The sequence below is a fragment of the Streptomyces sp. NPDC001604 genome, from assembly GCF_042893475.1.
Classification (GTDB): Bacteria; Actinomycetota; Actinomycetes; order Streptomycetales; family Streptomycetaceae; genus Streptomyces.
Map to the genome: position 1 here is coordinate 176,235 of NZ_JBIAUY010000017.1, position 24,850 is coordinate 201,084.

Annotated in this window: 24 protein-coding genes and 2 pseudogenes; 21 read left to right on the forward strand and 5 right to left on the reverse strand. The window is 70.5% G+C overall.

What is annotated here, in order from left to right:
* Positions 1 to 23 precede the first annotated feature (23 nt).
* The 9 genes from ACFY1E_RS35975 (at position 24) to ACFY1E_RS36015 (ending at position 9,628) form a co-directional block, all read left to right on the forward strand.
* Positions 24 to 1,487 carry an aldehyde dehydrogenase gene (locus ACFY1E_RS35975; protein ID WP_389083721.1) on the forward strand — a complete coding sequence of 488 codons (1,464 nt, stop codon included), beginning with the start codon at positions 24 to 26 and terminating at the stop codon, positions 1,485 to 1,487.
* Positions 1,480 to 2,406, forward strand: a complete 927-nt coding sequence (locus ACFY1E_RS35980) for a 3,4-dihydroxyphenylacetate 2,3-dioxygenase (protein WP_389083724.1) — start codon at positions 1,480 to 1,482, stop codon at positions 2,404 to 2,406. Before ACFY1E_RS35975 ends, ACFY1E_RS35980 begins: the two co-directional genes overlap by 8 nt.
* A gap of 11 nt (positions 2,407 to 2,417) precedes the next feature.
* On the forward strand, positions 2,418 to 3,263 hold the full coding sequence (locus tag ACFY1E_RS35985) for a fumarylacetoacetate hydrolase family protein (protein WP_389083726.1): 846 nt from the start codon (positions 2,418 to 2,420) through the stop codon (positions 3,261 to 3,263).
* Positions 3,264 to 3,344: 81 nt separating this feature from the next.
* Entirely contained in the window at positions 3,345 to 3,980 is a 636-nt protein-coding gene (locus ACFY1E_RS35990; RefSeq protein ID WP_389083730.1) for a TetR/AcrR family transcriptional regulator, read from the forward strand.
* Between the two features lie 206 nt (positions 3,981 to 4,186).
* Positions 4,187 to 5,368, forward strand: coding sequence for a cytochrome P450 (locus ACFY1E_RS35995; protein ID WP_389083732.1), 1,182 nt, complete (start codon positions 4,187 to 4,189; stop codon positions 5,366 to 5,368).
* Between the two features lie 58 nt (positions 5,369 to 5,426).
* Positions 5,427 to 5,639 carry a ferredoxin gene (locus ACFY1E_RS36000; RefSeq protein ID WP_389083734.1) on the forward strand — a complete coding sequence of 71 codons (213 nt, stop codon included), beginning with the start codon at positions 5,427 to 5,429 and terminating at the stop codon, positions 5,637 to 5,639.
* A gap of 148 nt (positions 5,640 to 5,787) precedes the next feature.
* The gene (locus ACFY1E_RS36005) at positions 5,788 to 7,245 is read left to right on the forward strand and encodes an APC family permease (protein WP_389083737.1); all 1,458 of its coding nucleotides are present in this window, start codon (positions 5,788 to 5,790) and stop codon (positions 7,243 to 7,245) included.
* A gap of 194 nt (positions 7,246 to 7,439) precedes the next feature.
* On the forward strand, positions 7,440 to 8,930 hold the full coding sequence (locus tag ACFY1E_RS36010; RefSeq protein ID WP_389083739.1) for an aldehyde dehydrogenase: 1,491 nt from the start codon (positions 7,440 to 7,442) through the stop codon (positions 8,928 to 8,930).
* Positions 8,927 to 9,628: a gamma-glutamyl-gamma-aminobutyrate hydrolase family protein gene (locus ACFY1E_RS36015; RefSeq protein ID WP_389083742.1), complete on the forward strand. Its 702-nt coding sequence runs from the start codon at positions 8,927 to 8,929 to the stop codon at positions 9,626 to 9,628. Before ACFY1E_RS36010 ends, ACFY1E_RS36015 begins: the two co-directional genes overlap by 4 nt.
* Positions 9,629 to 10,073: 445 nt before the next feature.
* Here ACFY1E_RS36015 and ACFY1E_RS36020 read toward each other — a convergent pair.
* Both ACFY1E_RS36020 and ACFY1E_RS36025 read right to left on the reverse strand, forming a co-directional pair.
* Positions 10,074 to 10,178: pseudogene (locus ACFY1E_RS36020) on the reverse strand (transposase family protein); the annotation flags it as partial.
* Between the two features lie 22 nt (positions 10,179 to 10,200).
* On the reverse strand, positions 10,201 to 10,704 hold the full coding sequence (locus ACFY1E_RS36025) for a MarR family winged helix-turn-helix transcriptional regulator (protein WP_389083744.1): 504 nt from the start codon (positions 10,702 to 10,704) through the stop codon (positions 10,201 to 10,203).
* Between the two features lie 130 nt (positions 10,705 to 10,834).
* Between ACFY1E_RS36025 and ACFY1E_RS36030 the strand changes: the two genes are divergently transcribed.
* Both ACFY1E_RS36030 and ACFY1E_RS36035 read left to right on the forward strand, forming a co-directional pair.
* A complete protein-coding gene (locus tag ACFY1E_RS36030; RefSeq protein ID WP_389083746.1) occupies positions 10,835 to 11,284 on the forward strand; it encodes a DUF6069 family protein in 450 nt (149 codons plus the stop codon).
* A 291-nt stretch (positions 11,285 to 11,575) separates the two neighbouring features.
* Positions 11,576 to 12,844, forward strand: coding sequence for an MFS transporter (locus ACFY1E_RS36035; RefSeq protein ID WP_389083748.1), 1,269 nt, complete (start codon positions 11,576 to 11,578; stop codon positions 12,842 to 12,844).
* Between the two features lie 56 nt (positions 12,845 to 12,900).
* Here the strand turns inward: ACFY1E_RS36035 and ACFY1E_RS36040 are convergent, their stop codons facing one another.
* Positions 12,901 to 13,884, reverse strand: coding sequence for a LysR family transcriptional regulator (locus ACFY1E_RS36040; protein ID WP_389083750.1), 984 nt, complete (start codon positions 13,882 to 13,884; stop codon positions 12,901 to 12,903).
* Between the two features lie 119 nt (positions 13,885 to 14,003).
* Here ACFY1E_RS36040 and ACFY1E_RS36045 point away from each other — a divergent pair.
* The 10 genes and pseudogenes from ACFY1E_RS36045 to ACFY1E_RS36090 all read left to right on the forward strand — a co-directional run bounded on the left by ACFY1E_RS36045 (position 14,004) and on the right by ACFY1E_RS36090 (position 22,964).
* A pseudogene (locus tag ACFY1E_RS36045) lies at positions 14,004 to 14,986 on the forward strand (fumarylacetoacetate hydrolase family protein).
* Positions 14,983 to 15,981, forward strand: a complete 999-nt coding sequence (locus ACFY1E_RS36050) for a cyclase family protein (RefSeq protein ID WP_389083753.1) — start codon at positions 14,983 to 14,985, stop codon at positions 15,979 to 15,981. Before ACFY1E_RS36045 ends, ACFY1E_RS36050 begins: the two are co-directional and overlap by 4 nt.
* A 153-nt stretch (positions 15,982 to 16,134) precedes the next feature.
* A complete protein-coding gene (locus ACFY1E_RS36055; RefSeq protein ID WP_389083755.1) occupies positions 16,135 to 17,310 on the forward strand; it encodes an FAD-dependent oxidoreductase in 1,176 nt (391 codons plus the stop codon).
* Positions 17,307 to 18,317: an amidohydrolase family protein gene (locus ACFY1E_RS36060; protein ID WP_389083757.1), complete on the forward strand. Its 1,011-nt coding sequence runs from the start codon at positions 17,307 to 17,309 to the stop codon at positions 18,315 to 18,317. Before ACFY1E_RS36055 ends, ACFY1E_RS36060 begins: the two co-directional genes overlap by 4 nt.
* A gap of 13 nt (positions 18,318 to 18,330) precedes the next feature.
* The gene (locus tag ACFY1E_RS36065) at positions 18,331 to 19,269 is read left to right on the forward strand and encodes a VOC family protein (RefSeq protein WP_389083760.1); all 939 of its coding nucleotides are present in this window, start codon (positions 18,331 to 18,333) and stop codon (positions 19,267 to 19,269) included.
* 115 nt (positions 19,270 to 19,384) lie between these two features.
* Complete coding sequence (locus ACFY1E_RS36070; RefSeq protein WP_389083762.1) at positions 19,385 to 20,356, forward strand: fumarylacetoacetate hydrolase family protein; 972 nt, start codon at positions 19,385 to 19,387, stop codon at positions 20,354 to 20,356.
* Positions 20,353 to 21,102, forward strand: a complete 750-nt coding sequence (locus tag ACFY1E_RS36075; RefSeq protein ID WP_389083764.1) for an SDR family NAD(P)-dependent oxidoreductase — start codon at positions 20,353 to 20,355, stop codon at positions 21,100 to 21,102. Before ACFY1E_RS36070 ends, ACFY1E_RS36075 begins: the two co-directional genes overlap by 4 nt.
* A gap of 46 nt (positions 21,103 to 21,148) precedes the next feature.
* Complete coding sequence (locus tag ACFY1E_RS36080; protein ID WP_389083767.1) at positions 21,149 to 21,931, forward strand: CoA transferase subunit A; 783 nt, start codon at positions 21,149 to 21,151, stop codon at positions 21,929 to 21,931.
* A 20-nt stretch (positions 21,932 to 21,951) separates the two neighbouring features.
* Positions 21,952 to 22,587, forward strand: a complete 636-nt coding sequence (locus ACFY1E_RS36085) for a CoA transferase subunit B (RefSeq protein WP_389083880.1) — start codon at positions 21,952 to 21,954, stop codon at positions 22,585 to 22,587.
* A gap of 131 nt (positions 22,588 to 22,718) precedes the next feature.
* A complete protein-coding gene (locus ACFY1E_RS36090) occupies positions 22,719 to 22,964 on the forward strand; it encodes a hypothetical protein (RefSeq protein ID WP_389083769.1) in 246 nt (81 codons plus the stop codon).
* 154 nt (positions 22,965 to 23,118) lie between these two features.
* Here ACFY1E_RS36090 and ACFY1E_RS36095 read toward each other — a convergent pair whose 3' ends face one another.
* Together ACFY1E_RS36095 and purU are read right to left on the reverse strand one after the other, a co-directional pair.
* The gene (locus ACFY1E_RS36095) at positions 23,119 to 23,973 is read right to left on the reverse strand and encodes a bifunctional methylenetetrahydrofolate dehydrogenase/methenyltetrahydrofolate cyclohydrolase (RefSeq protein ID WP_389083771.1); all 855 of its coding nucleotides are present in this window, start codon (positions 23,971 to 23,973) and stop codon (positions 23,119 to 23,121) included.
* Between the two features lie 20 nt (positions 23,974 to 23,993).
* Positions 23,994 to 24,839: a formyltetrahydrofolate deformylase gene (purU, locus tag ACFY1E_RS36100; RefSeq protein ID WP_389083774.1), complete on the reverse strand. Its 846-nt coding sequence runs from the start codon at positions 24,837 to 24,839 to the stop codon at positions 23,994 to 23,996.
* Positions 24,840 to 24,850: the final 11 nt, after the last annotated feature.

Consider the following 24,850-nt stretch of genomic DNA (forward strand, 5'->3'; position numbering starts at 1 on the left):
ACCACAGGACTTGGAGACCGGACATGATCGAGCACACCCTCACGGTGGCCGGGGTCGCCGTCGACACCCGGCACTGGATCGGCGGCGAGCGCGTCGCCTCCACCGAAACGTTCACCGATGTCTCGCCGATCGACGGCAGCGTTCTGGGGAAGATCTCCCGGGGCACCGCCATGGAGGCCGCGGCCGCGGTGGCCGCGGCGAAGGCCGCCTTCCCCGCCTGGGCCGCCACCCCCCGCGCGGAACGCGCCCGCATCCTGCACGCCGTCGCCGACGGCGTCGAGAAGCGGCTGGAAGAGCTCGCCATCGTGGAGACCCACGACAACGGCGCCCTGCTCCGTTCCCACCGCCGGGGCGTCATGCCCCGCGTCGCCCACAACTTCCGCTTCTTCGCGGACTGGCTGCTGAAGCTGGAGCACGAGGACTTCGAGACGCGCGGGCACACCAACCACGTCAGCTGGGACCCGGCGGGCCCCTCCGTGTTGATCACCCCGTGGAACGCCCCTCTGATGCTGGCCACGTGGAAGATCGCCCCGGCTCTCGCGGCGGGCAACACGGTCATCCTCAAGCCCGCCGAGTGGACCCCGCTGACCGCCTCCCTGCTGGCCGACATCGCCGCCGAGGCCGGGCTGCCGGCCGGGGTGCTGAACATCGTGCAGGGCTACGGCTCGGAGATCGGTGACGCCCTGACCTCGCACCCTGACGTGCGGCGGATCAGCTTCACCGGCTCCGTGCCGACGGCGAAGCGGATCGCGGCCTCGGCTGCCGCGAACCTGACCCCGCTCAGCCTCGAACTCGGCGGGAAGTCACCCCTGTTGGTGTTCGCCGACGCCGACCTGGACCTCGCGGTCGACCTGGCGGTGGAGCAGTACGACAATGCCGGGCAGGTGTGCCTGGCCGCGACGCGCTTCCTGGTCGAGGAGTCGGTCGCAGAGGAGTTCACCCGCCGCTTCGTCGAGAAGGCCGGACAGCTCACCCAGGGCGACCCGCGTGACGAGGCCACCGACATCGGCCCGAACATCCACCCGCGCCAGCTGGAGAAGATCGACGGGTTCGTGCAGCGGGCGATCGCGGCCGGGGCCCGCGCGGTCATCGGCGGCCACCGCAAGGACGCTCATTACTACGCGCCGACCCTCCTCACCGACGTCGCCCAGGACTCGGAGATCGTGCAGGAGGAGGTCTTCGGACCGGTCCTGACCCTGCAGACCTTCACAGACGAGGACGAGGCCGTCCGCCTCGCCAACGACACCCGCTTCGGTCTGGCCGCCACGCTCGCCACCGGCGACCCGGAGCGCGCCGAACGCGTCACCGCACAGCTGGTCGCAGGCACGGTCTGGACCAACTGCTTCTTCGTCCGCGACCTCCAGGCGCCCTTCGGCGGCTCCCGCCACTCCGGCGTCGGCCGCGAGGGCGGCACCTGGAGCTTCGACTTCTACTGCGACGTGAAGAACACCGTGACCGCGCCGAACGGTTGGAGGAACCATGGGTGAGATCGTCGGGGCGGGCCTGCTCGCCCACGTCCCCACCATCGTGCTTCCGCAGGAGACCCGGCTGGAGCTCAACGAGGGCAAGGAGATCACCCTCGTCACCGGCCTGCACCAGCTCCGCAAGGACGTCTTCGAGCGCGACGACTACGACACCGTCGTCGTCCTGGACTCCCACTGGGCCACGACGGTCGAGTTCGTCGTCACCGCGCAAGCGCGCAGGGCCGGCCTCTTCACCTCCGAGGAGCTGCCGCGCGGCATGTGCCGGATGCCGTACGACTTCCCGGGCGACCCCGAACTCGCCTGCAACATCGAGAAGTTCGCCGACAAGCACGGCACCTGGATCACCGCGATCGAGGACGACTACCTGCCGATCTACTACGCCACCATCAACCTCTGGAAGTTCCTCGGCGAGGGTCTGCCCGACAAGCGCTGGGTGACCATCGGGGTCTGCCAGACCGGCGACATGGAGGACCACCTGCGCCTCGGCCGCGCCCTGGCCGACGGCATCGCCGCCACCCCGGGCCGCCGGGTCCTGCTCATCGCCTCCGGTGCGCTGTCACACACCTTCTGGTCGCTGCGCGAACTGCGCGACCACGAGTCGAGCGACCCCGTGCACATCTTCACGCCGGAAGCACGGGAGGCCGACTACGAGCGCATCGCCTGGTTCAAGGAGGGCCGCCACGACAAGGTCCTCGACACCATGGACGCCTTCTGGAAGTTCAAGCCGGAGGCGAAGTTCTTCCACTACCTGATGATGGCCGGCGCCCTCGGCGAGCAGGCGTGCGTCGCCAAGGCCCGCCAGTACGGCGAGTACGAGAACTCCATCGGCACCGGTCAGGTCCACCTCTGGTTCGACCGCCCGGCCGACGGCTGGACCGGCGCCGGCCTGCCCACCCCGCACAACCCTCACAGCCGTATCTAGAAAGGCCCGCCATGCCCGAATACCGCCGCATCCTCCTCGACGGCGCCGCCGTCCAGGTCACCGTCGAAGGCGACGAACTCGTCGCCGGGGACGGCCGCCACGTCAAGACCGAGGACGCGCAGCACCTGCCGCCGGTCGTGCCGTCCAAAGTGATCGCCGTCCACCTCAACCACCGCAGCCGCGTCGACGAGTTCCAGATCGACCTCCCTGACACCCCCACCTACTTCCACAAGCCGACCTCCTCCCTCAACTCCCACCAGGGCGCCATCGTCCGCCCCGAGGGCTGCAAGTGGCTCAACTACGAGGGCGAGGTCGCCATCGTCATCGGGAAGACCGCCCGGAACATCTCCCCTGCCGAGGCGGGGGAGTACATCGCCGGCTACACCGTCGCCAACGACTACGGCCTGCACGACTTCCGCGACACCGACGCCGGGTCCATGCTCCGCGTGAAGGGCTCCGACACCCTCTGCCCGCTCGGCCCCGGTCTCGTCACCGACTGGGACTTCCACGGCAAGAGCCTGCGCACCTACGTCAACGGCGAGGTGGTGCAGGACGGTTCGACCGACGAGATGAAGTGGGACATGCACTACCTCGTCGCCGACATCGCCCGCACCATCACCCTCTACCCGGGTGACGTGCTGCTCTCCGGCACCCCCGCCAACTCCCGGCCCGTCCAGCCGGGGGATGTGGTCGAGGTGGAGGTGGAGGGGCTCGGCCGGCTGGCGAACCGCATCGTGACCGGCCCGACCCCCATCCGTACCGACGTGGGCGCCCAGCCCACCGAGTCCGAGGAGGTCCTGTCCACGGCGCTCGGCGGCGACTGGGAGTTCCGGGGGATCCGCCCGCCCAGGCGCTGACAAACGCCCGTGAACGGCGCCGCACCGGGCCTGCCGACCGAGGCGCCCGGTGCGGCCGCCCGCCCAGGTAGGGTCGCCTCCATGACCGAGTCCACCGACGCCCCCAAGAGCCGGCCCTCACGCAAGCGCCTGCACTACGGCGAGGGCCGGGAAGCCCTGCTGAAGGCCGCCGTCCGTGTGGTGGCGCGGGGCGGCCTGCGCAGGCTCACCTACCGGGCCGTCGCGGAGGAGGCCGGGGTCACGCACGGCCTCGTGGTGCACCACTTCGGTTCGCGCGATGCCCTGATCGAGGAGACCCTCGCCCACACCATCCGCACCTCGCTGAGCACCAGTGCGCTCGAACCGGGCACCGGCAAGGTCGCGGACTTCTCGGCGGGGCTGTCGGAGATGGTCACGGCGGATCCGGACATCCAGGCGTTCCAGTACGAGCTGCTGCTGGAATCGCGCCGCCGCCCGGAGCTGCTGCCCCAGATCCGCGCACTGTACGACGAGTACTTCGACGCCACCCAGCGCGAACTGACCCGCATGCTGCCCGCCGGCGCGGACAAGGCACTGACCCGGCTGGTCTTCGCCGCGCTCGACGGCCTCGTACTGCACCAGCTCGTCCTCGGTGAGCCCGAGGTCACGGATGCCGCACTGGAAGAACTGCGCTCCTTGCTGCGGCTCCTCGACGCCAACGGTGACGGTGCCGGCGACCGTACCGCCGAGGACGGCTGACAACCTTTCTGACCCGCTTGTTCCAAGGCTCCGGACGTTCCGTGTCCGGAGCCTTTCGCTGTTCGGCGCCCTGATCTCGTTTGATTCCGTACGAGTAAAGAGTTCGTTACGGCCGCCGGAACCGTTGACGCAGCTTTCCAGATGGATAATTCTCGCCTGCATGGCAGGGACCGTCCGCGGCCGCCATGCATCCCTAGGAGATCCCCATGACCATCGAGGCTCCCGCAGCCGAGCTGCTTCCGTTCCGCGACCCCGGCTACCGGGCGAACCCCGCTCCGTACTACGCCCGGCTCCGTGCGGAGGCGCCCGTCTACCGGCATCCGATCGGCGTGTACGTGGTGTCCCGCTACGAGGACGTCGCGAAGCTGATCCGCAACCCCACCCTCAGTGTCCGCAAGCTCGATTTCGGCGTGGCCGATCCGCTGCACGACACGGTGCTCGGCCAGGACGCCCCCGACCACACCCGGCTGCGCCGCATCACCAACCGCTGGTTCACGCCCAAGGCGGTCGAGGTGTGGTCCAAGGTGATGCAGGCGTCCGTGGACGCCGTGCTCGACAAGGCGGTCGAGGCGGGCGGCACGCTCGACGCGGTGGACGACCTCGCCCTGCGCTCCACCTTCGAGACCATCTGTCACATCTTCGGTGTCGAGCCCACGAAGATGCTGGAGATCCAGAAGGCCACCTACGACATCGGCGTCAGCCTCGGGCCCGGGGCCGACGAGGACGACTGGCGGGTCACCGGCGAAGCCTTCGAGTGGTACGAGCAGCACATCCGCGCCCTCATCGCCCACAAGCGCGCCCAGCCCGGCAGCGGACTGATCGACCACTTCCTCGCCGAGCAGGACGCGGGGAACATGACCGAGAACGAGGTCGTCTTCTCGATCCTGCTCTTCTTCGCGGTCGGTCACCTGGACATCAAGCACCTCATCGTGCAGGGCATCCGGCACCTGGCCGAACACCCCGAGTGCATCGGGATCTACCGGGATCAGCCGGACATCCGGCCCGGCTTCATCAACGAGGTGCTGCGCATCGAGACCCCCGAGCAGATGGTCTCCCGCCTCACCACCCAGGAGACGGTCATCGGCGACACGACCGTGCCCGCCGGTGAGGTCCTCGTCCTGCTCATCGGCTCCGCCAACCGCGACCCGGAAGCCTTCGCCGACCCGGACCGCTTCGACCACAACCGTCCGGCCGCCGCGAGCCAGCACCTGGCCTTCGGCTCCGGCCAGCACGGCTGCGCGGGACAGGTGCTCGCCCGCGCACAGGCCGACGTCGTCTTCACCACGCTGGTCAACCGCTTCAGCGCGATCGAACTCGCCGGTGAGCCCACCTTCACCCATACCGAGTTCCTGCGCAGCATTGCCCACCTGCCGATCCGGCTGCGCTGACCGGGCGCCGGCCGTTCCCCCTTCAGCACACAGCGCAGCACCACACCCAGGAGTCATCATGCGTGTCGAAGTCGACCTCAAGAAGTGCCAGGACCACGGCCAGTGCGTCTACGCCGCCCCCGAACTCTTCGCCCTGGACGAGCGGGGACGCCTGTCCCTGCGGAACGAGGCCACCGAGCTGTACACGGCTGAGCTGGACGCGGCGAACGTCGACGAGGTGCAGGAAGCCGCGGACGTCTGCCCGCTGCAGGCCATCACGGTCCACGAGTGAGCCGGTTACGGCTGTGTAAGAAGCGGGGCGGTGGCGGAAAATCATCGCTCAACCCCTTGTCATGTGGATAGTTCGACCTCCACTATGAGGCAACTCGTTTGGCTCCAAAGTAAACCTCCTCCGCTCCGCTCCCTGGCAGGTGATCCCCGTGGACAGTCAAACGGTCCAGAGAAACCAGACCGTGCAGGACGAACCCACCGCTGGCCGACTCAAGCCCAACTCCCTCGGTGTCCTCGGCATCCTCTTCTTCGTCCTCTCCGCACAGGCCCCCCTGACCGGCATCGCCGGGGCCGTTCCCATCGCCGTCGCCATCGGCAACGGCGCGGGTACGCCCGCCGCCTACGCCGGGGCCGGCATCGTCATCCTGCTGTTCTCCGTGGGCTTCGTCGCCATGGGACGCCATGTCGTGGACGCCGGCGCCTTCTACACGTACATCGGCAAGGGGCTCGGCCGTCCGACCGGCTCCGGCAGCGCCGGTGTCGCGCTCTTCGCCTACTGCGCGGTCCAGGCGGCCATGTACGGGCTGTACGGATCGATCGTCAGCGCCCTGGTGGAGCAGTACACCGGTCTGAACGCCCCGTGGTGGGTCTGGACCCTGGTCACCATGGCGATCGTCCAGGTCCTGGGCGCGGCCGGCATCGAGATGGGGGCCAAGGTGCTGGCCGTGTTCGTCCTGGCCGAGTTCAGCATCCTGCTCGTCTTCGCCCTGGTCACCCTTTTCAAGGGCGGCGGCCCTGAGGGGCTGGGTTTCGCCGACAGCTTCTCGCCGCACGCCGCGCTCCAGGGTGCTCCCGGCGTGGCCCTGATGTTCGCCGTCGCGTCGATGTTCGGCTTCGAGGCCACTGCCATCTACGGCGAGGAGGCGCGCGAGCCTCGCAGGACGGTGCCCCGGGCCACGTACCTCTCCGTCGCCGTGATCACCGGGTTCTTCGCCTTCACCTCGTGGATGCTGGTCTCCGCCCACGGCGCCTCCCGCGCCACCGCTGAGGCCGGCAAGGCGCTGGCGAACGGTGACGCCACGGCATGGGTCTTCGCACCGATCACCGCGCAGTTCGGTGCATGGGTGGGCGACGTGCTGCCGATCCTCCTGGCGACCTCTCTCTTCGCCGGCATCCTGGCTTTCCACAACTCCGCCAATCGCTACCTCTTCTCCCTTGGCCGCGACGGCCTGCTGCCCCACGGGCTGACCGCGATCAACCGGCGTCACTCCCCGTGGGTGGCGGGCAGCGTGCAGACCGTGCTCTCCCTGCTGCTCGTCATGCCCTTCGCGCTGCTGGGCAAGGACCCGGTGCTGACCCTCTTCTCCTGGTTCAGCGGGGTGGCCGTACTGGGGATCATGCTCCTGTACTTGCTGACCTCCGTGTCGGTGGTGGTGTTCTTCCGGCGCGAGCGGCTGGACACCCGCACCTGGCACACTCTGATCGCCCCCATCCTCGGCGCGCTCGGCATCGCCGGTGCGATCTGGCTGATCCTGGCCAACTTCACGACCCTCATCGGCGGCGACCCGACCACGGCGACCTGGCTCGAACTCGCCGTCCCGGCGGTGCTGGTCCTCGGCGTCGTCACCGCCCGCGTGACACGTGACCGGGCGACGGACCAGGTCTGAGGAGGCTGCTTCCCGCGGTGTGACCGGTCCGGTTCCCGCTCTCCCGGGACCGGTCCGGCCAAGTCAGACCCCCACCCGCCCACGGAGGGTTTGTTCCGTGTGTTCACGGATCGTGGGATCGATCCGTGAACCCTTGTGACGGCCGAGCCCTCCCCATGTCGTTTGAGATCAAATAAGGTATCCGGAGGTTCTGCATGCTGGACATCACCCACGAGGAATGGCTGCGCCGGGCCAAGGCACTGGACCTGGCCGGCGCGCATCACATCGACGGTGTCGACGAGGGCGGGGGAGGGGCGACCTTCGCCGCCGTCTCCCCCCGCGACGGCCAGGTGCTGACCCAGGTCGCCGACGGGGGCACCAAAGAGGTGGACGCGGCCGTGGCCGCAGCCCGCCGGGCCTTCGACTGCGGCCCCTGGCCCCGCCTCGCACCGGCGGACCGCGGCCGGATCCTGCTGCGCATCGCCGACCTGCTCGAAGAGCACCGCGAGGAACTGGCGTTGACCGTCAGCCTGGAGATGGGCAAGCCCATCACGGACGCGTACGGGATCGAGCTGCGCGCCGTCATCAACACGTTCCGCTGGTACGGGCAGCTGGCCGACAAACTCACCGACGAGTCGCCCCACACCGCCCCCGATGCCCTGGCGCTGGTCACCCGGGAACCGGCCGGTGTCGTGGGCGCGGTGGTGCCGTGGAACTTCCCCCTGACGCTGGCAGGTTGGAAGGTGGCTCCGGCACTCGCGGCGGGCTGCACCGTCGTACTGAAGCCGTCGGAGAACTCCCCGCTCTCCGCCCTGCTGCTCGGCGGCCTCGCCACCGAGGCCGGCCTGCCGCCGGGTGTGCTCAACGTGGTGGGCGGCAAGGGCCCCGTCGCCGGGCGAGCCCTCGGTCTCCACCCCGACGTCGACGTCCTGGCCTTCACCGGCTCGACCGCCGTGGGCCGTCACTTCCTGCACTACGCGGCGGACTCCAACCTCAAGCGGGTCTGGCTCGAACTCGGCGGCAAGTCGCCCAACATCATCTTCCCGGATGCGCCCGACCTGGAGAAGGCCGCCGCCACCGCCGCCTGGGGCATCTTCTTCAACCAGGGCGAGATGTGCACCGCCCCCTCCCGGCTGCTGGTGCACTCCTCCATCGCCGGACAGGTCACCGACGCGATCGTGGCGCGGGCCCGGGAACTGGTCGTCGGGGACCCGCTCGACCCGGCGACCGAGATGGGTGCAATGGCCGGTGAGAGCCACCTCGAACGGGTCGTCGGCCACATCGAGACCGGCCTCGAGGAAGGCGCCCGTCTGCGCGTCGGCGGCGGCCGCACCCTGGCCGAGACCGGCGGGAGTTTCCTGCGCCCCACCGTCTTCGACCACGTGCGCCCCGGCATGCGGCTGGCCCGCCAGGAGATCTTCGGCCCCGTCCTGTCCGTCCTCACCTTCGACGACCTCGACGAGGCTGTTCAACTCGCCAACGACACCGAGTACGGCCTCGCCGCAGGCCTGTGGACCGCCGACCTGTCCACCGCCCACCAGGTCTCCCGCGCGCTCAGGGCCGGCACCGTCTGGGTCAACTGCTACGAGGAGGGCGACCTGACCGTCCCCTTCGGCGGCATGAAGCTGTCCGGCAACGGCCGCGACAAGTCCGCCCACGCCCTTGAGAAGTACACCGAACTGAAGACCACCTGGATCCAGCTGTGACCCGGCCCCTGATCGCGATCCCCGCCCGCTTCGCCGCGACGACCTCCGCGCTGCGCTACGCCGCCGAGGTCAACGCCCGCGCGCTGATCGAGGCGGTGTGGCGGGCGGGCGGCGAACCGGCGAGCATCCACCCCGCCTCCGAAGACGTGGCCGAGCGTCTCGCCCGCTTCGACGGCGTCCTGCTCCCCGGCGGCGGAGACCTCGCCCCGCACCGCTACGGCGCAGCAGACACGCACGAGAGCGTCTACGACGTCGACGACCTCCAGGACGACTTCGACATCGAGGTCGCCCGCCAGGCCATCGACTCGGGCCTGCCGCTGCTGGCGGTCTGCCGAGGACTCCAGGTCGTCAACGTCGCCCTCGGCGGCACCCTGGAGCAGGACATGGGGGGCCCGGAACGCGAGCACCGGCATGTCGTCCACCCCGTGGCGATCCAGCGCGGCACCTTGCTGGAGCAGGCCACCGGCGCGCAGAAGGTCGAGGCGTCCTGCTACCACCACCAGCGCGTCCACCGTGCCGGCGTGGGACTCGCGGTCTCCGCGCGCGCGGCCGACGGCACCGTGGAGGGGCTCGAACTCCCCGGTGTCCACGGATGGTTCACCGCCGTCCAGTGGCACCCGGAGGACACCGCCCACGAGGATCCCACCCAGCAGGGACTGTTCGACGCCCTGGTCCGAGCGGCCCACGACAGACGCTGACACCGCAGATGACATGCTTCGGCAGCACCAGGCGGCCGAAGCCCCGGCGGGCCCGGAACTCGACGATGCCGCCCTTGGCCGGGTGCCCAGAGGTATCGCCTCTTTGCGGGACCCGGGCCCACAGGGCCTCGCCATCGACCGGATCGAGCAACTCCTGAGGCGCAGCGGGCCCGACCGGGACCGCGGCTGCCACCGGATCTCCGTGCTCGCGCAGGCTGCTCCCGCGCCGGCCCGTGGGTGGCACAAGCGTCGGCCGCGCGACCCCCCTTCGGTGCTGGTTCTCGCCGAGCGGGCCGAACGGGCCACGGATCTCTGCGGTGCCCTGGCGCTCTGCTTCCTCGCCGCCGAGGTGCATCCGGCGATCCGACGCCCCGGGTGGGCGCGCCGGCCGCACGGCGGCCGCTGGGGCGGCCCCGTGCCGAGCTCGCACCGGCCTGGGAGAAGATATGCGGTCGGCTGCGGACTTGGACACCCCGAACTGCAGCGCCGGCCGGCGCCGGGTCAGGTCAGTCCGCCAGTACGCGGCGACCAGCAGCACGCGGCCCTCGAGCGGCCGGGGCAGGTTCTCGGAGTCAGCGGCGATGCCACGGCAGGGCCGCCGGGTAGGCGTCCTCCTCGCCGACCTGCTTGAGGGAGGCGACCACGGTGGCGGTGATGGTGGCGAGTTGCTCCACCTGTTCGGGGCTGAGGGCGTCGAACACCACGCGGCGTACGGCAGCAACATGGCCGGGGGCGGCCTTGGTCATCAACTCCATGCCGGCGTCGGTGAGTTCGGCCAGCTGCCCGCGTCCGTCGGCCGGGTCCTCCCGGCGCCGCACGTAGCCCGACTCCTCCAGGCGGATCACCGCGCGCGTGAGGCGGCTTCGGGTGAACTTCAACTGCTCGGCGAGCAGGGACATCCCCAGGGCGCGGTCGGGTGCCACGGACAGGCGGGCCAGGAGGCTGTAGTCCGCGTGCGTCATGGCCGCGTCGTGCCGCAGCTGCTGATCGAGGTAGTCGTTCAGCAGCGTGGAGCAGTCGAGGTAGTTGATCCAAGCTCGTAGCTCTTCGGGAGCGAGCCACCGGGGGGACGTCATGGTGGCCACTCTAATCGAGATGTTTGCCTGATCAAACACTTCGGGGTAGCGTCCCAGATGTTTGAGGAATCAAACGTCGGCCTTTCCATCGCTGCACCCGTCGTTCTTGAGTTCTCCGCAGGAGGTCCCCATGCCCGGTTCCGTCCCCGAAGCCGTATCGTCCGCCCCGCCCGCGCCGCGCTCCCGCGGCCTGACCGTGGTCGTGGGGCTTCTCGCGGCGGCTGTCGTGGCCGTCCTCGGAAACGTGGTGGTCGCGTTGCTCGCCCACGCGGCGGGGGCGTCGGGCGATTTCGCTCCGCTGCACCCCTCCGCGTACGGGCCGCTGACGGTGTTCGGCGTCGTCCTCGGCGCCATGGGCTGGGCGGTCGTCCGTCGTGTCGCCAAGAATCCGGCGGGGCTGCTGCGGTGGCTGGTGCCCGTGCTCGTGGTCGTGTCGTTCGGGCCCGATCTGTCCCTGCTCGGTGGCGGTACGCCCGGCAGTGGGCCGCTGGCCGTCATCGCGCTGATGGTGATGCATGTGGTGGTCGCGGTCGTCGCCGTCGCCGCCTATCGGCGCGTCCTGCCGCTGCCTGTCCGCTGACGCTGCCCGGCGTGCGCGAAGTGCCGGCTGCCGGCTACTAGCTGCTGGCAGCCGACACTGTGCACGTCTTCCGTCTGCGTGACGGTTGCCCATCCCATCCACAGCGTGGATAACCCGGATACGGGATTCGGATCGCGCAGGGGATGGCACCGGCGCTTCGGCGCCCCCATAGTCGTCGCTACCGCACACCGCTGTCCGGACGCCGTCGGCGTGCGAGCTTCCCCAGCATGCCGTGCGCCGTCGGCGCCCGTGAGGCATGCCCCCTCCCTTACACCGCCCTCTGGAGTCGCCATGCCCGGTTCCGTGCCCCCGCCGCCTCACGCGACGGTCGATGCGACCACTCCGTCAGCCGTCGCCGTCTCGGGCCCGGCCCATCTGCTGCGGGTGACCCTTCTGATGGCGGGCAGCTGTCTGCCGATCCTGGGGGCGGTGCTGATCGCCCCGGTACTGCCGAAGATGCAGGACCACTTCGCGTCGGTCCCGGGGGCCAAGGCGCTGGTGCCCCTCGCGCTGACCGTCCCGGCGCTGGCGCTGGCGCTGCTGGCCCCGTTCGCCGGGGTGATCGTGGACCGGCTGGGCCGCAAGCGTCTGCTGATCGTGGCGACCGTCCTGTACGCGCTGTTCGGCACGGCGCCGCTGTGGCTGGACTCGCTGGGCGGCATCATCGCCAGCCGTGCCCTGGTCGGAGTCGCCGAGGCCGCGATCATGACCTGCTGCACGACTCTGATCGGCGACTACTACAGCGGTCACCGGCGGGTGAAGTACCTCGCGCTGCAGACCATGTGCGCCTCCGCGTCGGCCACCGTCTTCTTCGTGCTCGGCGGCGCCGCCGGATCGGCGGGCTGGCGCGTGCCCTTCTGGGTCTACGCCGTGAGCCTGGCGCTCGCCCCGCTGATGGCAACCGCCCTGCCCAACCCGGCGGCCCGTGCGGACGGCGAGGAGACTCCTGCCGAGACGGAGGCCCGCCGCTCGTTCCCCTGGCGCCAGTTGGGCGGCATCTGTGCCCTCACCTTCTTCGGGGCGATGGTCTTCTACACCGTCCCGGTGGAGATGTCGTACCTGCTCGACGACCTCGGGGTGGAGAACACCGGCGTGATCGGGCTGGCCACCGCGATCGCCAGTGCCGCGACCGTGGGCGGAGCGGTCACCTTCGCCCGGCTCAAGCGTTCTCCCGACCCGATGCTGCCCGCCGTCTTCGCGGTCTGCGCGGTCGGCTTCGGGGTGATGTACCTCGCGGGCAATGCCCCGCTGCTGGTCATCGGGGCGGTCGTCAACTGTGTGGGCACCGGCATGCTGCTGCCCGCCCTTCTCACCAGTGCCATGTCCCGCCTGGCGTTCGAGGACCGCGGCCGTGGGACGGGGTTGTGGATGACGGCCTTCTTCGGCGGTGAGTTCATCTGCCCGCTGGTGCTGCTCGCCGGGGAGTCCGCGGTCGGCAGTCTCGCCGGTGCGGTGGGCGTGCTGGGGCTGGCCGCCGCCCTCGTCGCGGCGGGGCTGTGGGCGGCCCGCCGCCGGGTGGGCGCCGTCGATCCCCGGCCGTTGCCGGAGCAGTTGGCCTGAGGGTGTGCGGGAACACCACCGAGAGCGCGCCGCTCACGGACTGCCGCCGGGCCCGGTCAGAGCCGGCCCGGCGGCAACCCCGCGCTCTGGTCGACGGGCACGGCCTTCCCCGGCCCCTTGTCATAGCCATAACCGTTGCCCGTCAGCGTCGCGCCCACTTCCGCGGCCTTCTGCCGCAGCCAGATGTGGCCCGCGTCCTGAGCGTGCACCGGGTGCCACCACATCGCCTCCCGCACCGGTACCGCCTCGAAGGGGCAGGGCAGGACGCGCACCGCGGCCGATCGGACCGCCTTGCGCGCCAGGCGTTCCTGGATCATCGCGATCCGGCGGGTGCCCTCGACCATGTGGGGCAGCAACTGGAAGGTTTGCACCGAGACCTCCACCCTGGGGCTGATGCCGATCATGCTGAGCTGGCGGGCGGCCGGGGCGTCGTAGGGACGCTGGTAGACGGCCCAGGGCAGACGCCCCAGCTGGTCCAGGGAGAGTTCGTCACCGACCTCGGGGTGATCGTCGGCGACCAGGAACAGCCAGCGGTCGCTGAAGAGCTCGACCGCGGGCAGGCCGTCGATGACGCCGTGCGGCATCAGCAGTCCGTCGACGGTGCTCAGCACCGCGGCGGTGTTCTCCACGACGGACGGTGCCGGGTGCTGGAAGGTGAGCCGGATGCCGGGCGCCTCCTCGTGCAGGCTGCGGGCGAGTGCGGCACCGAACACGGCCGCCCCGTAGTCGGAGGCGAGCAGCGTGAACTCACGTGACTCCGCCGCCGGGTCGAAGTCGGCCTGGCTGGAGAAGACCCGCTCCAGCAGGTCGCACGCGGTGGCGCTGCGGTCGCGCAGGGCGGCGCCGAGCGGAGTCAGTTCGTAGGTGTTGCCGGTGCGGGCGAGCAATTCGTCGTCGAAATGGCGGCGCAGCCGGGACAGCGCGGCGCTCATGGCCGGCTGGCTGAGGCCGATGCGCTCGCCGGCCCGGGTGACATTGCGCTCCTCCAGCAGCGCGCGCAGGGCGAGGACCAGATTGAGGTCGAGTCGGGACAGGTTCACCGGCAACCACCTAGCAACGAGAGTCATCCATGGCGTGGATTCGACACATCCACAGGATTAATTTCCGTGATCGGCTGATCAGGGTCACAGTAGACCCCAACCCCGCAGGAGGAAATCTGATGGCAATGCTCGCGCAACCAGCCGGCCCGTTCGCACTCGGCACGTTCTCCGCTCAGGACGGGGAGCCGTTTCCCGGCCTCCTGGCCCACGATCGGGTACTCGATCTGCGCAGCGCCCTGGACTGGGCGCCGTCGGATCTGCGCGCAGTCCTGGAGCGCTGGGAGGAGACCCTCCCTGTCCTGCGCACCCTGGCGGACGACGACTCCCTCGGCCGGCTGCCACTGGAGGGCCTGCGCGTGCACGCCCCCATCGAGCCGCGGCAGATCTTCCAGTCCGGCGCCAACTACCGGCAGCACGTGATCGATCTGGAGGTCGCCCACCGTTCCCCCGACGACCCCCGCACCGTCGAGGAGGCACGAGCGGAGATCGCCGCGGTCATGGACCGCCGGGCCGCCGAGGACCTGCCCTACGTGTTCATCGGCCTGCCCAGCGCGATCACGGGCCCCTACGACGACGTGGTCCTGCCCGCCTGGGCCGAAAAGCCAGACTGGGAGCTGGAGTTGGCGGCCGTCGTGGCCAAGCCCGCCTATCGGGTGACGGTCGAGGAGGCCCTGGAGTACGTCGCCGGGTACACCATCGCCAACGACCTCACCGACCGCGCCACCGTGTTCCGCCGGGACATGAAGGCCATCGGCACCGACTGGCTGCGCTGCAAGAACCTCCCGGTTTCACGCCGCTCGGCCCGTGGCTCGTACCTGCGGAGTCGATCGCGGACACCGGTGACCTGCGGGTCACGCTCAAGCTGAACGGCGAGACCATGCAGGACGAGTCCACCAAGGACATGCTCTTCGGAGTCGCCCGGTTGGTGTCGTACGCCTCGCAGACGGCTCAACTCCTCCCCGGTGACCTGGTGTTGACCGGCAGCCCGGCCGGCAACGGCATCCACTGGGGACGCCTGCTGCGCGACGGCGACGTCATGGAGGGTTCCATCACCGGTCTGGGCGCGCAGCGCACCCGCTGCGTCGCGGAGGGAACGGCATGAGCCTGGACCGCCGCGACCCGGAGGGCGCGATAGCTGAGGCCGCCAAGGCGTACTCCAACTGGGGGCGTTGGGGTGAGGACGACGTGCTCGGCACGCTGAACTTCCTCGACGAGGCCAAGCGGCGCGAGGGCGCTGCGCTCGTGCGCCGCGGCGTCAGCTTCTCGTTGTCGCAGCGGTTCGACATGAACGGCCCGCAGAAGGGCTGGCGCCGGCGCACCAACCCGGTGCACACCATGCTCGACACCGGAACCGACGCCGTCCTGGGCAACCAGGGTTTCCCGCACGGCATCGGCGGCGCCGACGACGTGATCGCGATGCCGCTGCAGTGCTCCACCCAGTGGGACGGACTCGGCCACATCTTCGACCACGGATTCGCCTGGAACGGGCGGCGCGCCAACAAGGTGGTCACCTCCGAAGGCGACCTCGTCACCGGCATCGAGCACATGGCGCCGCACGTCGCCGGACGTGGCGTGCTCCTCGACGTCGGCCAGATCGTCGGCACGGGTGGGGGCACCTCCCGCTCGAGCGGAGCCGAGAGTGGGGGAGAGCTGCCCGACGGGTTCGCCATCACCGAGGAGCACCTCACCCGGGCCGCCGAGGCCCACGGGGTGACCGTCGGCCGCGGCGACATCGTGCTCGTCCGCACCGGACACCTCGCCCGCGCAAGGCGCGACGGCTGGGGCGACTACGCGGGCGGCCCCGCGCCCGGCCTGTCGTTCACCACCGCCGGCTGGCTGCACGGCAGCGAGATCGCCGCCATCGCCACCGACACCTGGGGCTTCGAGGTCCGCCCCAACGAGTTCGACAACGCCTTCCAGCCGCTGCACCAGGTCGTCATCCCCAACATGGGCCTGCTGATCGGCGAGATGTGGGACCTCGACGCACTCGCCGCCGACTGCGCCGACGACGGCGTGTACGAGTTCTGGCTCACCGCCGCTCCCCTCCCCATCACCGGCGCCGTGGGCTCCCCGGTCAACCCGATCGCCGTCAAGTAACCCGCACAACTGCCGGATGCGCCGCTCCCCGGACAGCAGCGGCGCATCCGGCCCCGCACCCCCGTCCCCATCTCTGGCCCGCACTCGCAGCGGGCGAGCCGCAGCCCCCGCCGCCCGAAGTCGCGCGGCCCAACTCCGGGAGGAATCCCCGACATGGCTGACAGCCGCACTCTTCCCCAGCCTCCGGCCGGGGGCACACGCACCGTCCTGGTCATCGGTGGGGGCGCCTCAGGCAACGCCGTCACCATCCTGCTGCGCCGCGCCGGCATCGCCGTCGACCTGATCGAGGCCAAACCGGACTGGAACGCCACCACCGGCTCCGGCATCACCCTCCAGGGCAACGCCCTGCGGGTCCTGCGCGAACTGGGCGTGTGGGAACAGGTGAAAGCCTCCGGATACGCCTTCGGCTCGCTGGGCGTGACCGCGCCCGACGGCACCGTCCTGTTCGTCGCCGAGGACATCCAGACCGGCGGGGAGGATCTGCCCGCCACCCTCGGTATGCAGCGCCCCCAACTGCAGCAGATCCTCATCGACACGGTCCGCGCCTCCGGCGCCGACGTTCGCCTTGGCATCACCGCCGAAGCGCTGGAGCAGGACGCCGACGGTGTGGCGGTGCGCTTCAGCGACGGCAGCGAGGGCCGCTACGACCTGGTGATCGGCGCCGACGGCCTCAACTCCGCCACCCGCGCCGCGATCGGCATCATCGACAAACCCGAGCCGACCGGCATGGCCATCTGGCGCATCGCCGCCCCGCGTCCCGAGAGCGTGACGCGCACCGACCTCGCCTACGGTGGCCCCGCCTATATCGCCGGCTACTGCCCCACCAGCGAGAACACCATCTACGCGTACGTCGTCGAAGCATGCCGCGACCGCGCCTCCATCGACCCGGCCGGCTACGCCGACGAGATGCGCCGCCTGGCGCAGAGCTACGGCGGGGTCTGGCCGGAGATCACCAAGCACATCACCGACCCGAAGAAGGTCAACTACACCTGGTTCGACCGCCTGCTGGTGGAGGACTCCTGGCACCGCGGCCGGGTCGTGCTCATCGGCGACGCCGCCCACTGCTGTCCGCCCACCCTGGCCCAGGGCGCGGCCATGTCCCTGGAGGACGCCCTCGTCCTCGCCGAACTGCTCAGCGGGGCCGTGGCCGACGGCCGGGACTGGGACGACGAGCTGCTCCAGGCGTACCACGACCGCCGCATTTCCCGGGTGCGCACCGTCGTCGAGGCGTCCATGCAGATCGGCCAGTGGCAGCTGGACGGTGTGCGCGACGCCGACATGGCCGGGCTGGTCGGCCGCACCATGAACCTCCTCAAGGAGCGCCCGTGACCACCACCGCATCCTCCGCGCCGACGATCGACGTCCACGCCCACCTCCTGCTCCCGGAGGTCGAGGAGGCCGTCGCCGGACACCCCGGGCTCGCCGAGGCCCGCGCCCTCGACGCGCGCCGCAACGGCCCGGCGGCCCTGGCCGTGAACGGTCCGATGGTCGGGGCGCGCGTGCCGAAGCTGACGGACGCCGCGGTGCGCCTGGCGGCCATGGACGCGCAGGGCGTGGACATCCAGCTGGTCAGCCCCTCGCCGTCCCACTACCACTACTGGGCCGAGCCCCGACTGGCCGAGAAGGTCTGCCGGTTGGCCAACGAGGGCACCGCCGCACACTGTGCGAAGGCTCCCGACCGCCTGCACGGCCTGGGCCTGGTCCCGCTCCAGCATCCCAGCCTCGCGGTCGGCCTGCTCGACCACGCCCTGGACCAGGGGCTGAGCGGGGTGGAGATCTCCTCGCACGCGCCCGGCCGCGAGTTGTCGGACCCGGCGTACGAAGCCTTCTGGTCCCGTGCGGAGGAGACAGGTGCGCTGGTCTTCCTGCACCCGTTCGGCTGCACGTTCGACGAGCGCCTGGACCAGTGGTACCTGTCGAACACCGTCGGCCAGCCCACCGAGAACGCGGTCGCTCTCTCCCACCTGATCTTCTCCGGCGTCCTGGACCGCCATCCGGGCCTGAAGCTGATCGCGGCACACGGCGGCGGGTACCTGCCCACCCACATCGGCCGCTCCGACCACGCCTGGCGGGCCCGTCCCGACGCCCGGGGCTGTGAGCGGGAGCCGAGCAGCTATCTGCGGCAGCTGTACTTCGACTCCCTCGTCCACGACCCCCAGGTGCTGCGGGAGTTGCTGCGAGCGGTCGGCCCGGAACGGGTCCTGCTCGGCTCCGACTTCCCCTTCGACATGGGCACCGACGACCCGCTGCGCGCGCTGCGCGCCGCGGACCTGCCCGACCACGACTTCCACGCGGTGCGGGGCGGCAACGCCGCCGCCCTGCTCGACCTCGACTGAGGAGGAACCCCCCATGAGCAACCGCTTGCTCACCCACCTGCGGCATGTCGACCTGGCCGTGCCGGACTATGACAAGCAGCTCGACTTCTACTCCGGCGTCTGGGGTCTGACCAAGGTCGCCGAGGACTCCGGCATCTCCTTCCTGGCCGCCGAGGGCAGTCCTGAGCAGTACGTGATCCGGCTGCGCAAGGCCGATGAGAAGCGCCTCGACCTGGTGTCCTACGGTGCCGCAAGCACGGCCGACGTGGACACCCTCGCCGAGCAACTCCTCGCGGGCGGCGTGCAGTTGATCTCACAGCCGGGCAAGGTGGACACCCCCGGCGGCGGTTACGGCTTCCGCTTCTTCGACGTCGACGGCCGCACCATCGAGGTCTCCGCCGCCGTCGAGGTACGGCAGCACCGCAAGATCGAGGAGAAGGAGTCGATCCCGGTCAAGCTGTCGCACGTCGTCCTCAACTCGCCGGACCTGGACAAGACCAAGGCCTGGTACGAGGAGCACCTCGGCTTCCGGCTGTCCGACACGCTCGGCCATCCGCACATCGGCGACGTCATGCACTTCATGCGCATCAGCAACCAGCACCACTCCATGGCCATCGCCAAGGGCCCGCACACCTCCCTGCACCACGTCTCCTTCGAGATGCGCGGAATCGACGAGTACATGCGCGGCTCCGGCCGTGTGATGCGCGCCGGCTTCCGGAAGATCTGGGGGCCTGGCCGGCACATGGCGGGCGACAACACGTTCACCTACTTCCTCGACCCGCACGGCAACACTGTCGAGTACACGACGGAGTTGGAGCTGCTGGACGAGGACACCTGGCACCCGCACGTCTACGACTTCTCCCAGCCCGAGGTCACCGACCAGTGGGGCACCGCCAACCCCATGAACGAACTGGTCACCAAGGAGTCCTTCAACGACGTCGACCGCGGCGTCTTCGTCGCCCCGCCGGTCTGATCGGCGGAGCCTTAAGTCCCCGGGGGTGCGGTTGCCCTGTCAACTGCCCTGACTCCCATGCCGCACCCCCGGCCTTCGTGCCACCCCTCACGCCGACAGCCGACAGGAACCCGCCATGCGTTTCGCCGCGTACGAGTACCGCAACCGACGCCACGTGGCCGTCGTCTCAGAGGACGGCAGGCTCCACCCCCTGCCCGGCGTCAGCTCACTGACCGGCCTGCTCGCCGAGGGTGGCGGCCTGCCCGAACTGCTCGACGCGGGCTCCGCGACCCTCGACGTCCCGGCCGGCCCCCACATCTCCGACGTACGACTGCTGGCGCCGCTCCAGCCGCCCACCGTGCGGGACTTCGTCACCTTCGAGGAACACGTCGAGGGCGTACGGCGGTCCGTGGACGGGGCTGCCGGGGTACCGGAGCGGTGGTACGCGGCCCCGACGTTCTACTTCGGCAACCCCTACGCGATGTACGGGCCGCACGACGACATCCCCATGCCGCCGGGGTCGAGCGTGCTCGACTTCGAGCTGGAGGTCGCCGCCGTGATCGGAAAAGAGGGCCGCGACCTCACGCCCGAGAAGGCCCGCGACCACATCGTCGGCTACACCGTCTTCAACGACTGGTCGGCACGGGACCTGCAGGCCGCCGAGATGAAGGTGGGCCTCGGCCCCTGCAAGGGCAAGGACACCGCCACCACGCTGGGTCCTTACCTGGTCACCGCCGACGAGCTGGGGAAGTACCGCGACGCGGACGGCTTCCTGCGCCTGGCGCTCACCGCCGAGATCAACGGCGTGGTCGTGGGCAAGGATCTGCTGTCCAACATGAGCTGGACCTTCGAGGAGATGGTCGCCTACGCCTCACGCGGCACGGTCGTCCGCCCCGGTGACGTCCTCGGTTCCGGGACCTGCGGAAACGGCGGCTGCCTCGCCGAGTTGTGGGGTGTACGGGGTGAGCAGTCCCCGCCTCCCCTGAAGCCCGGCGACACGGTCACCCTCACCGTCGAGGGCATCGGCTCCGTCTCCAACACCGTGGTGGCCGGCCCTGATCCCATACCGGTTCCGGTCGCCCGGCGCAGCCCCCGGGAGCGGCCGTGACCGACCTGCACCCCAAGAGGCTCCTCGGCAGGGTCGTCGTGGTCACGGGCGCGGCCGGTGGCCAGGGCGCCGCGGAGGCCGAGGCGCTGACCCGCGAGGGCGCTCGGGTGATCGCCACCGACGTCTCGGAGTCACCCGGCTGCCGCCGTCTCGACGTCACGAACGAGAAGGACTGGGCGGAACTCGCCGCCGACCTGCGTGAGGCGTACGGGCAGGTGCACGGCCTGGTCAACAACGCGGGCGTCACCTGGCGGGCCCGGATCGACGACGTACGCCCCGAGGACATGGCCCGGGTCCACGCGGTCAACGTCACCGGCCCGCTGCTGGGCATCCAGCACCTTGCCCCGCTGATGCCACCCGGCTCCTCGATCGTGAACGTCGGCTCGTCCGCGGCGCTCACCGGCCACTACCCGGTCGCCTACACGGCCAGTAAGTGGGCGGTGCGCGGCCTGTCGCGGACCGCCGCCATGGAACTGGGGCCCGTCGGTATCCGCGTGAACGTCGTCCACCCCGGCTTCATCGAAACGGACATGACCGCCTCCGCGGCGCCCGGCTTCCGAGAGGCGAACGTCCGCGAGACACCGCTCGGCCGCACCGGAACCGTCGACGAGATCACCCCGCTCGTCGTCTTCCTTCTCTCCGACGAGGCGTCCTTCATCACGGGGGCCGAGATACCGGTCGACGGCGGACTCACCGCGCACGGCGGCGCCAAGTCGATCTCCGACGCCCTGCGCGCGGACGCCTGAACCGGCGACCACGCGGGACAGCCACGACAGAAAGGCCCTCTCTCTCATGGACAAGGTCCGCGCGAGCGCCGCCGAGGCGGTCGCCGACATCCCCGACGGCGCGTCGCTGGCCGTCGGCGGCTTCGGCCTCAGCGGCATCCCCGCCGTGCTCATCCAGGCACTCCACGCCCAGGGCACCACCGGCCTGGAGGTCGTGTCGAACAACTGCGGTGTGGACGGGCGCGGACTGGGCGTCCTGCTGGCCGACGGCCGGATCGCCCGTGTCACGGGCAGTTACGTGGGCGAGAACAAGGAGTTCGCCCGTCAGTACCTGTCGGGCGAGCTGGAGGTGGAGCTGGTGCCGCAGGGCACGCTGGCCGAACGGTTGCGCGCCGGGGGAGCGGGCATCCCCGCCTTCTACACCCCGGCAGGGGTGGGCACCCAGGTGGCCAGGGGAGGGCTGCCCTGGCGTTACCGGCCCGACGGCACGGTCGCGGTGGCCTCCCCGCCCAAGGAGACCCGCGACTTCAACGACCGTACCTACGTCCTGGAGCACGGCATCACCACCGACTTCGCCCTCGTACGGGCCTGGCGCGGCGACCGCCACGGGAACCTGGTCTTCCGTAAGTCCGCCGCCAACTTCAACCCGCTGGCCGCGATGGCGGGCAGCATCACCGTCGCCGAGGTGGAGGAACTCGTCGAGCCGGGCGCGCTGAGCCCGGACGAAATCCACCTGCCGGGCATCTTCGTCCAGCGGATCGTGGTCCTCACGCCGACCGAGGCCGCCGACAAGCAGATCGAGCGCCTTTCCCTTTCCGCGTCTTCGACACGAGGAGCCGTACGCGCATGAGCACCACGCTCGGAACGCGGCTGGGCTGGACACGGGACCAGATGGCCGCCCGCGCCGCCGCCGAACTCACCGACGGCTCCTACGTCAACCTCGGCATCGGCCTGCCCACTCTCATTCCCGGCCACCTGCCCCCGGACGTCCATGTGGTCCTGCACTCCGAGAACGGCATCCTGGGCACAGGCCCGTACCCGACCGAGGCCGAGGTCGACCCAGACCTGATCAACGCGGGCAAGGAGACCGTCACGGTGCTGCCCGGGGCCTCCTTCTTCGACTCGGCCCTGTCCTTCGGCATGATCCGGGGCGGCCACATCGACACTGCCGTGCTCGGCGCGATGCAGGTCTCCGCCGCAGGCGACCTGGCCAACTGGATGATCCCGGGCAAGATGGTCAAGGGCATGGGCGGCGCGATGGACCTCGTCCACGGCGCCCGCCGCGTCATCGTCCTGATGGAACACACCGCCAAGGACGGCAGCCCGAAGATCCTCACCGAATGCACCCTGCCGCTCACCGGCGAACAGTGCGTCCACCGCGTCATCACCGACCTCGGCGTCCTCGACGTCACACCCGAGGGCCTCGCACTCGTGGAATGCGCACCGAATATCACCGCCGAGGACATCGCCGCCCGCACCGATGCACCTCTGATCCGGAAGCCGTGAACCATGCACGCGTCGGGAGGGCAGGGGCCACGATTACTGCCCGCCCGACGTTCTGCGTCCTGTTCTCACCACCCCGGTCGCTGTTCTTCGCTCAGGGCACGGGCCACCAGGGCACTGCCCGCCGGATCGTGGTGGGTCAAGTACCTCGGTTCGCCGCCATCCTCGCCGTCGCGGTAACCGCGGCGTTCGGGGTGACGTTCCCGCCCGAGGCGGCCATCCCGTACCTGGGCCTGCTGCCCCTCGCGCTCGGCATGAAGGCGGCCTGGCGGGCATGGCGGCACCCCGACGACGGGGGCGGGGAGCAGCAGACAATCGAAGGCGGTGGCCGGGAAAACCGGCCCGCCTGCCCGATAACCTTCCACGCCGTCCGCCTGTGATCGGGCGTGCGGCTCGCCGGGCCCTGTGAGCTGGGGCAGACGGCGAGCACGCGCGTGTACTGCCTGCCCGCCCCGGCGCCGCCGGTGCCTTCGCCGCCAGCATGCACGCGGCTGTGGGGGCACCCCGGACAGGCTCGGCCCCGCAGTCTTCCCGTCAGGGCCGGCCGAGCTCCGCGGCTTCGACGATGTTGGTCAGCAGCATGGCCCGGGTCATCGGCCCCACCCCGCCCACCGGCGGGGCCAGGGAGCCGGCGACCTGGTCGACGTCCGGGTGGACGTCCCCGAGGATGCCCTCCACGGTCCTGGTGATGCCCACGGACAGGACCGTGGCGCCCGGCTTGATCCAGTCGGGCCCGACGAGGTGGGCCACGCCTGCCGCGGCCACGACAACGTCGGCGACCCGGGCGTGGGCCGCGGTGTCCTGGGTGGCCTCGTGGCGCAGGGTGATCGTGGCGTGTTCGGTGCTTCGGGTCAGCATCAGGCCCAGCGGACGGCCCACCGTGATGCCGCAGCCGATCACGCAGAACTGTCTGCCGGTGATGGCCACCTGGTTGCGGCGGAGCAGGTCGATGATGCCGCGGGGCGTGCAGGGCAGCGGCCCGGGAATGCCGAGCACGAGGCGCCCGAGGTTCGTCGGGTGCAGCCCGTCGGCGTCCTTGGTCGGATCGACGAGCTCCAGTACGGCGTGGGTGTCGATGTGGGCCGGCAGCGGCAGTTGGACGATGAAGCCGGTGCAGGCCGGGTCCGCGTTGAGCCGGAGCACGGCGGCCTCGACGTCGGCCTGGGAGGCGGTGGCGGGCAGCTCCACCCGGATCGACGCGATACCGACCTGGGCGCAGTCGCGGTGCTTGCCACCGACGTAGGAGTGGCTGGCCGGGTCGTCGCCGACCAGGATGGTCCCCAGGCCCGGGGTGACGCCCCCTGCCTTCAACGCCTGGACCCGGACGGCGAGTTCGGCCTTGATCTCGGCTGCCGCGGCCTTGCCGTCGAGCAGCGTCGCGGTGGTCATGGTCGCAAGAGCCTCTCGGGTCAGGAGAACACGACGGTGCGGGAGCCGGTCAGCACGACCCGGTCCTCGGCGTGCAGGCGTACCGCCCGCGCCAGGACGACCCGTTCGACGTCCCGGCCGATGGCGACCAGCTCCGGCGCGGTGTGCCGGTGTCCGACGCGCACGACGTCCTGCTCGATGATCGGGCCCTCGTCCAGGTCGGCGGTGACGAAGTGGGCTGTGGCGCCGATGAGTTTGACGCCCCGGTCGTGGGCCTGGTGGTACGGCTTGGCGCCCTTGAAGCCCGGCAGGAACGAGTGGTGGATGTTGATGACCCGTCCCGACAGCTTGCGGCACAGGTCGTCGGAGAGGACCTGCATATAGCGGGCGAGGACCACGAAGTCGACCTGGTGCCCGGTGACCAGCCGCACCAGCTCGGCCTCCGCCTCCGGCTTGGTGTCGCGGGTGACGGGGAGGTGGACGAACGGGATGCCGTAGCGCTGCGCGACGGGCGCCAGGTCAGGGTGGTTGGAAACGATGAGCGGGATGTCGACGGGCAGTTCGCCCAGGTGCCAGCGGTAGAGGAGGTCGACCAGACAGTGGTCGAACTTCGACACCATCAGCAGGACCCGGCGCCGCTGCTGCTCCGGCCGCAGGGACAGCACGGGGTCGAAGCGCGCCAGGCGCAGGGAGAGCTCGTCACGCAGGCTCTCGACGTCGGCCTGCGGGGTCTCCAGGAGCACCCGGATGGTGAACGTGCCGGTGCCGGGATCGGAGAACTGGGCGCTCTCGAGAATGTTGCCCTTGGCCTCGGTGATGCCACCGGACAGGGCGTGCACGATGCCCGGCTGGTCGGGGCAGCTGACGGTCAGGATGTAGCGCTGCATGGCTGCGGTGC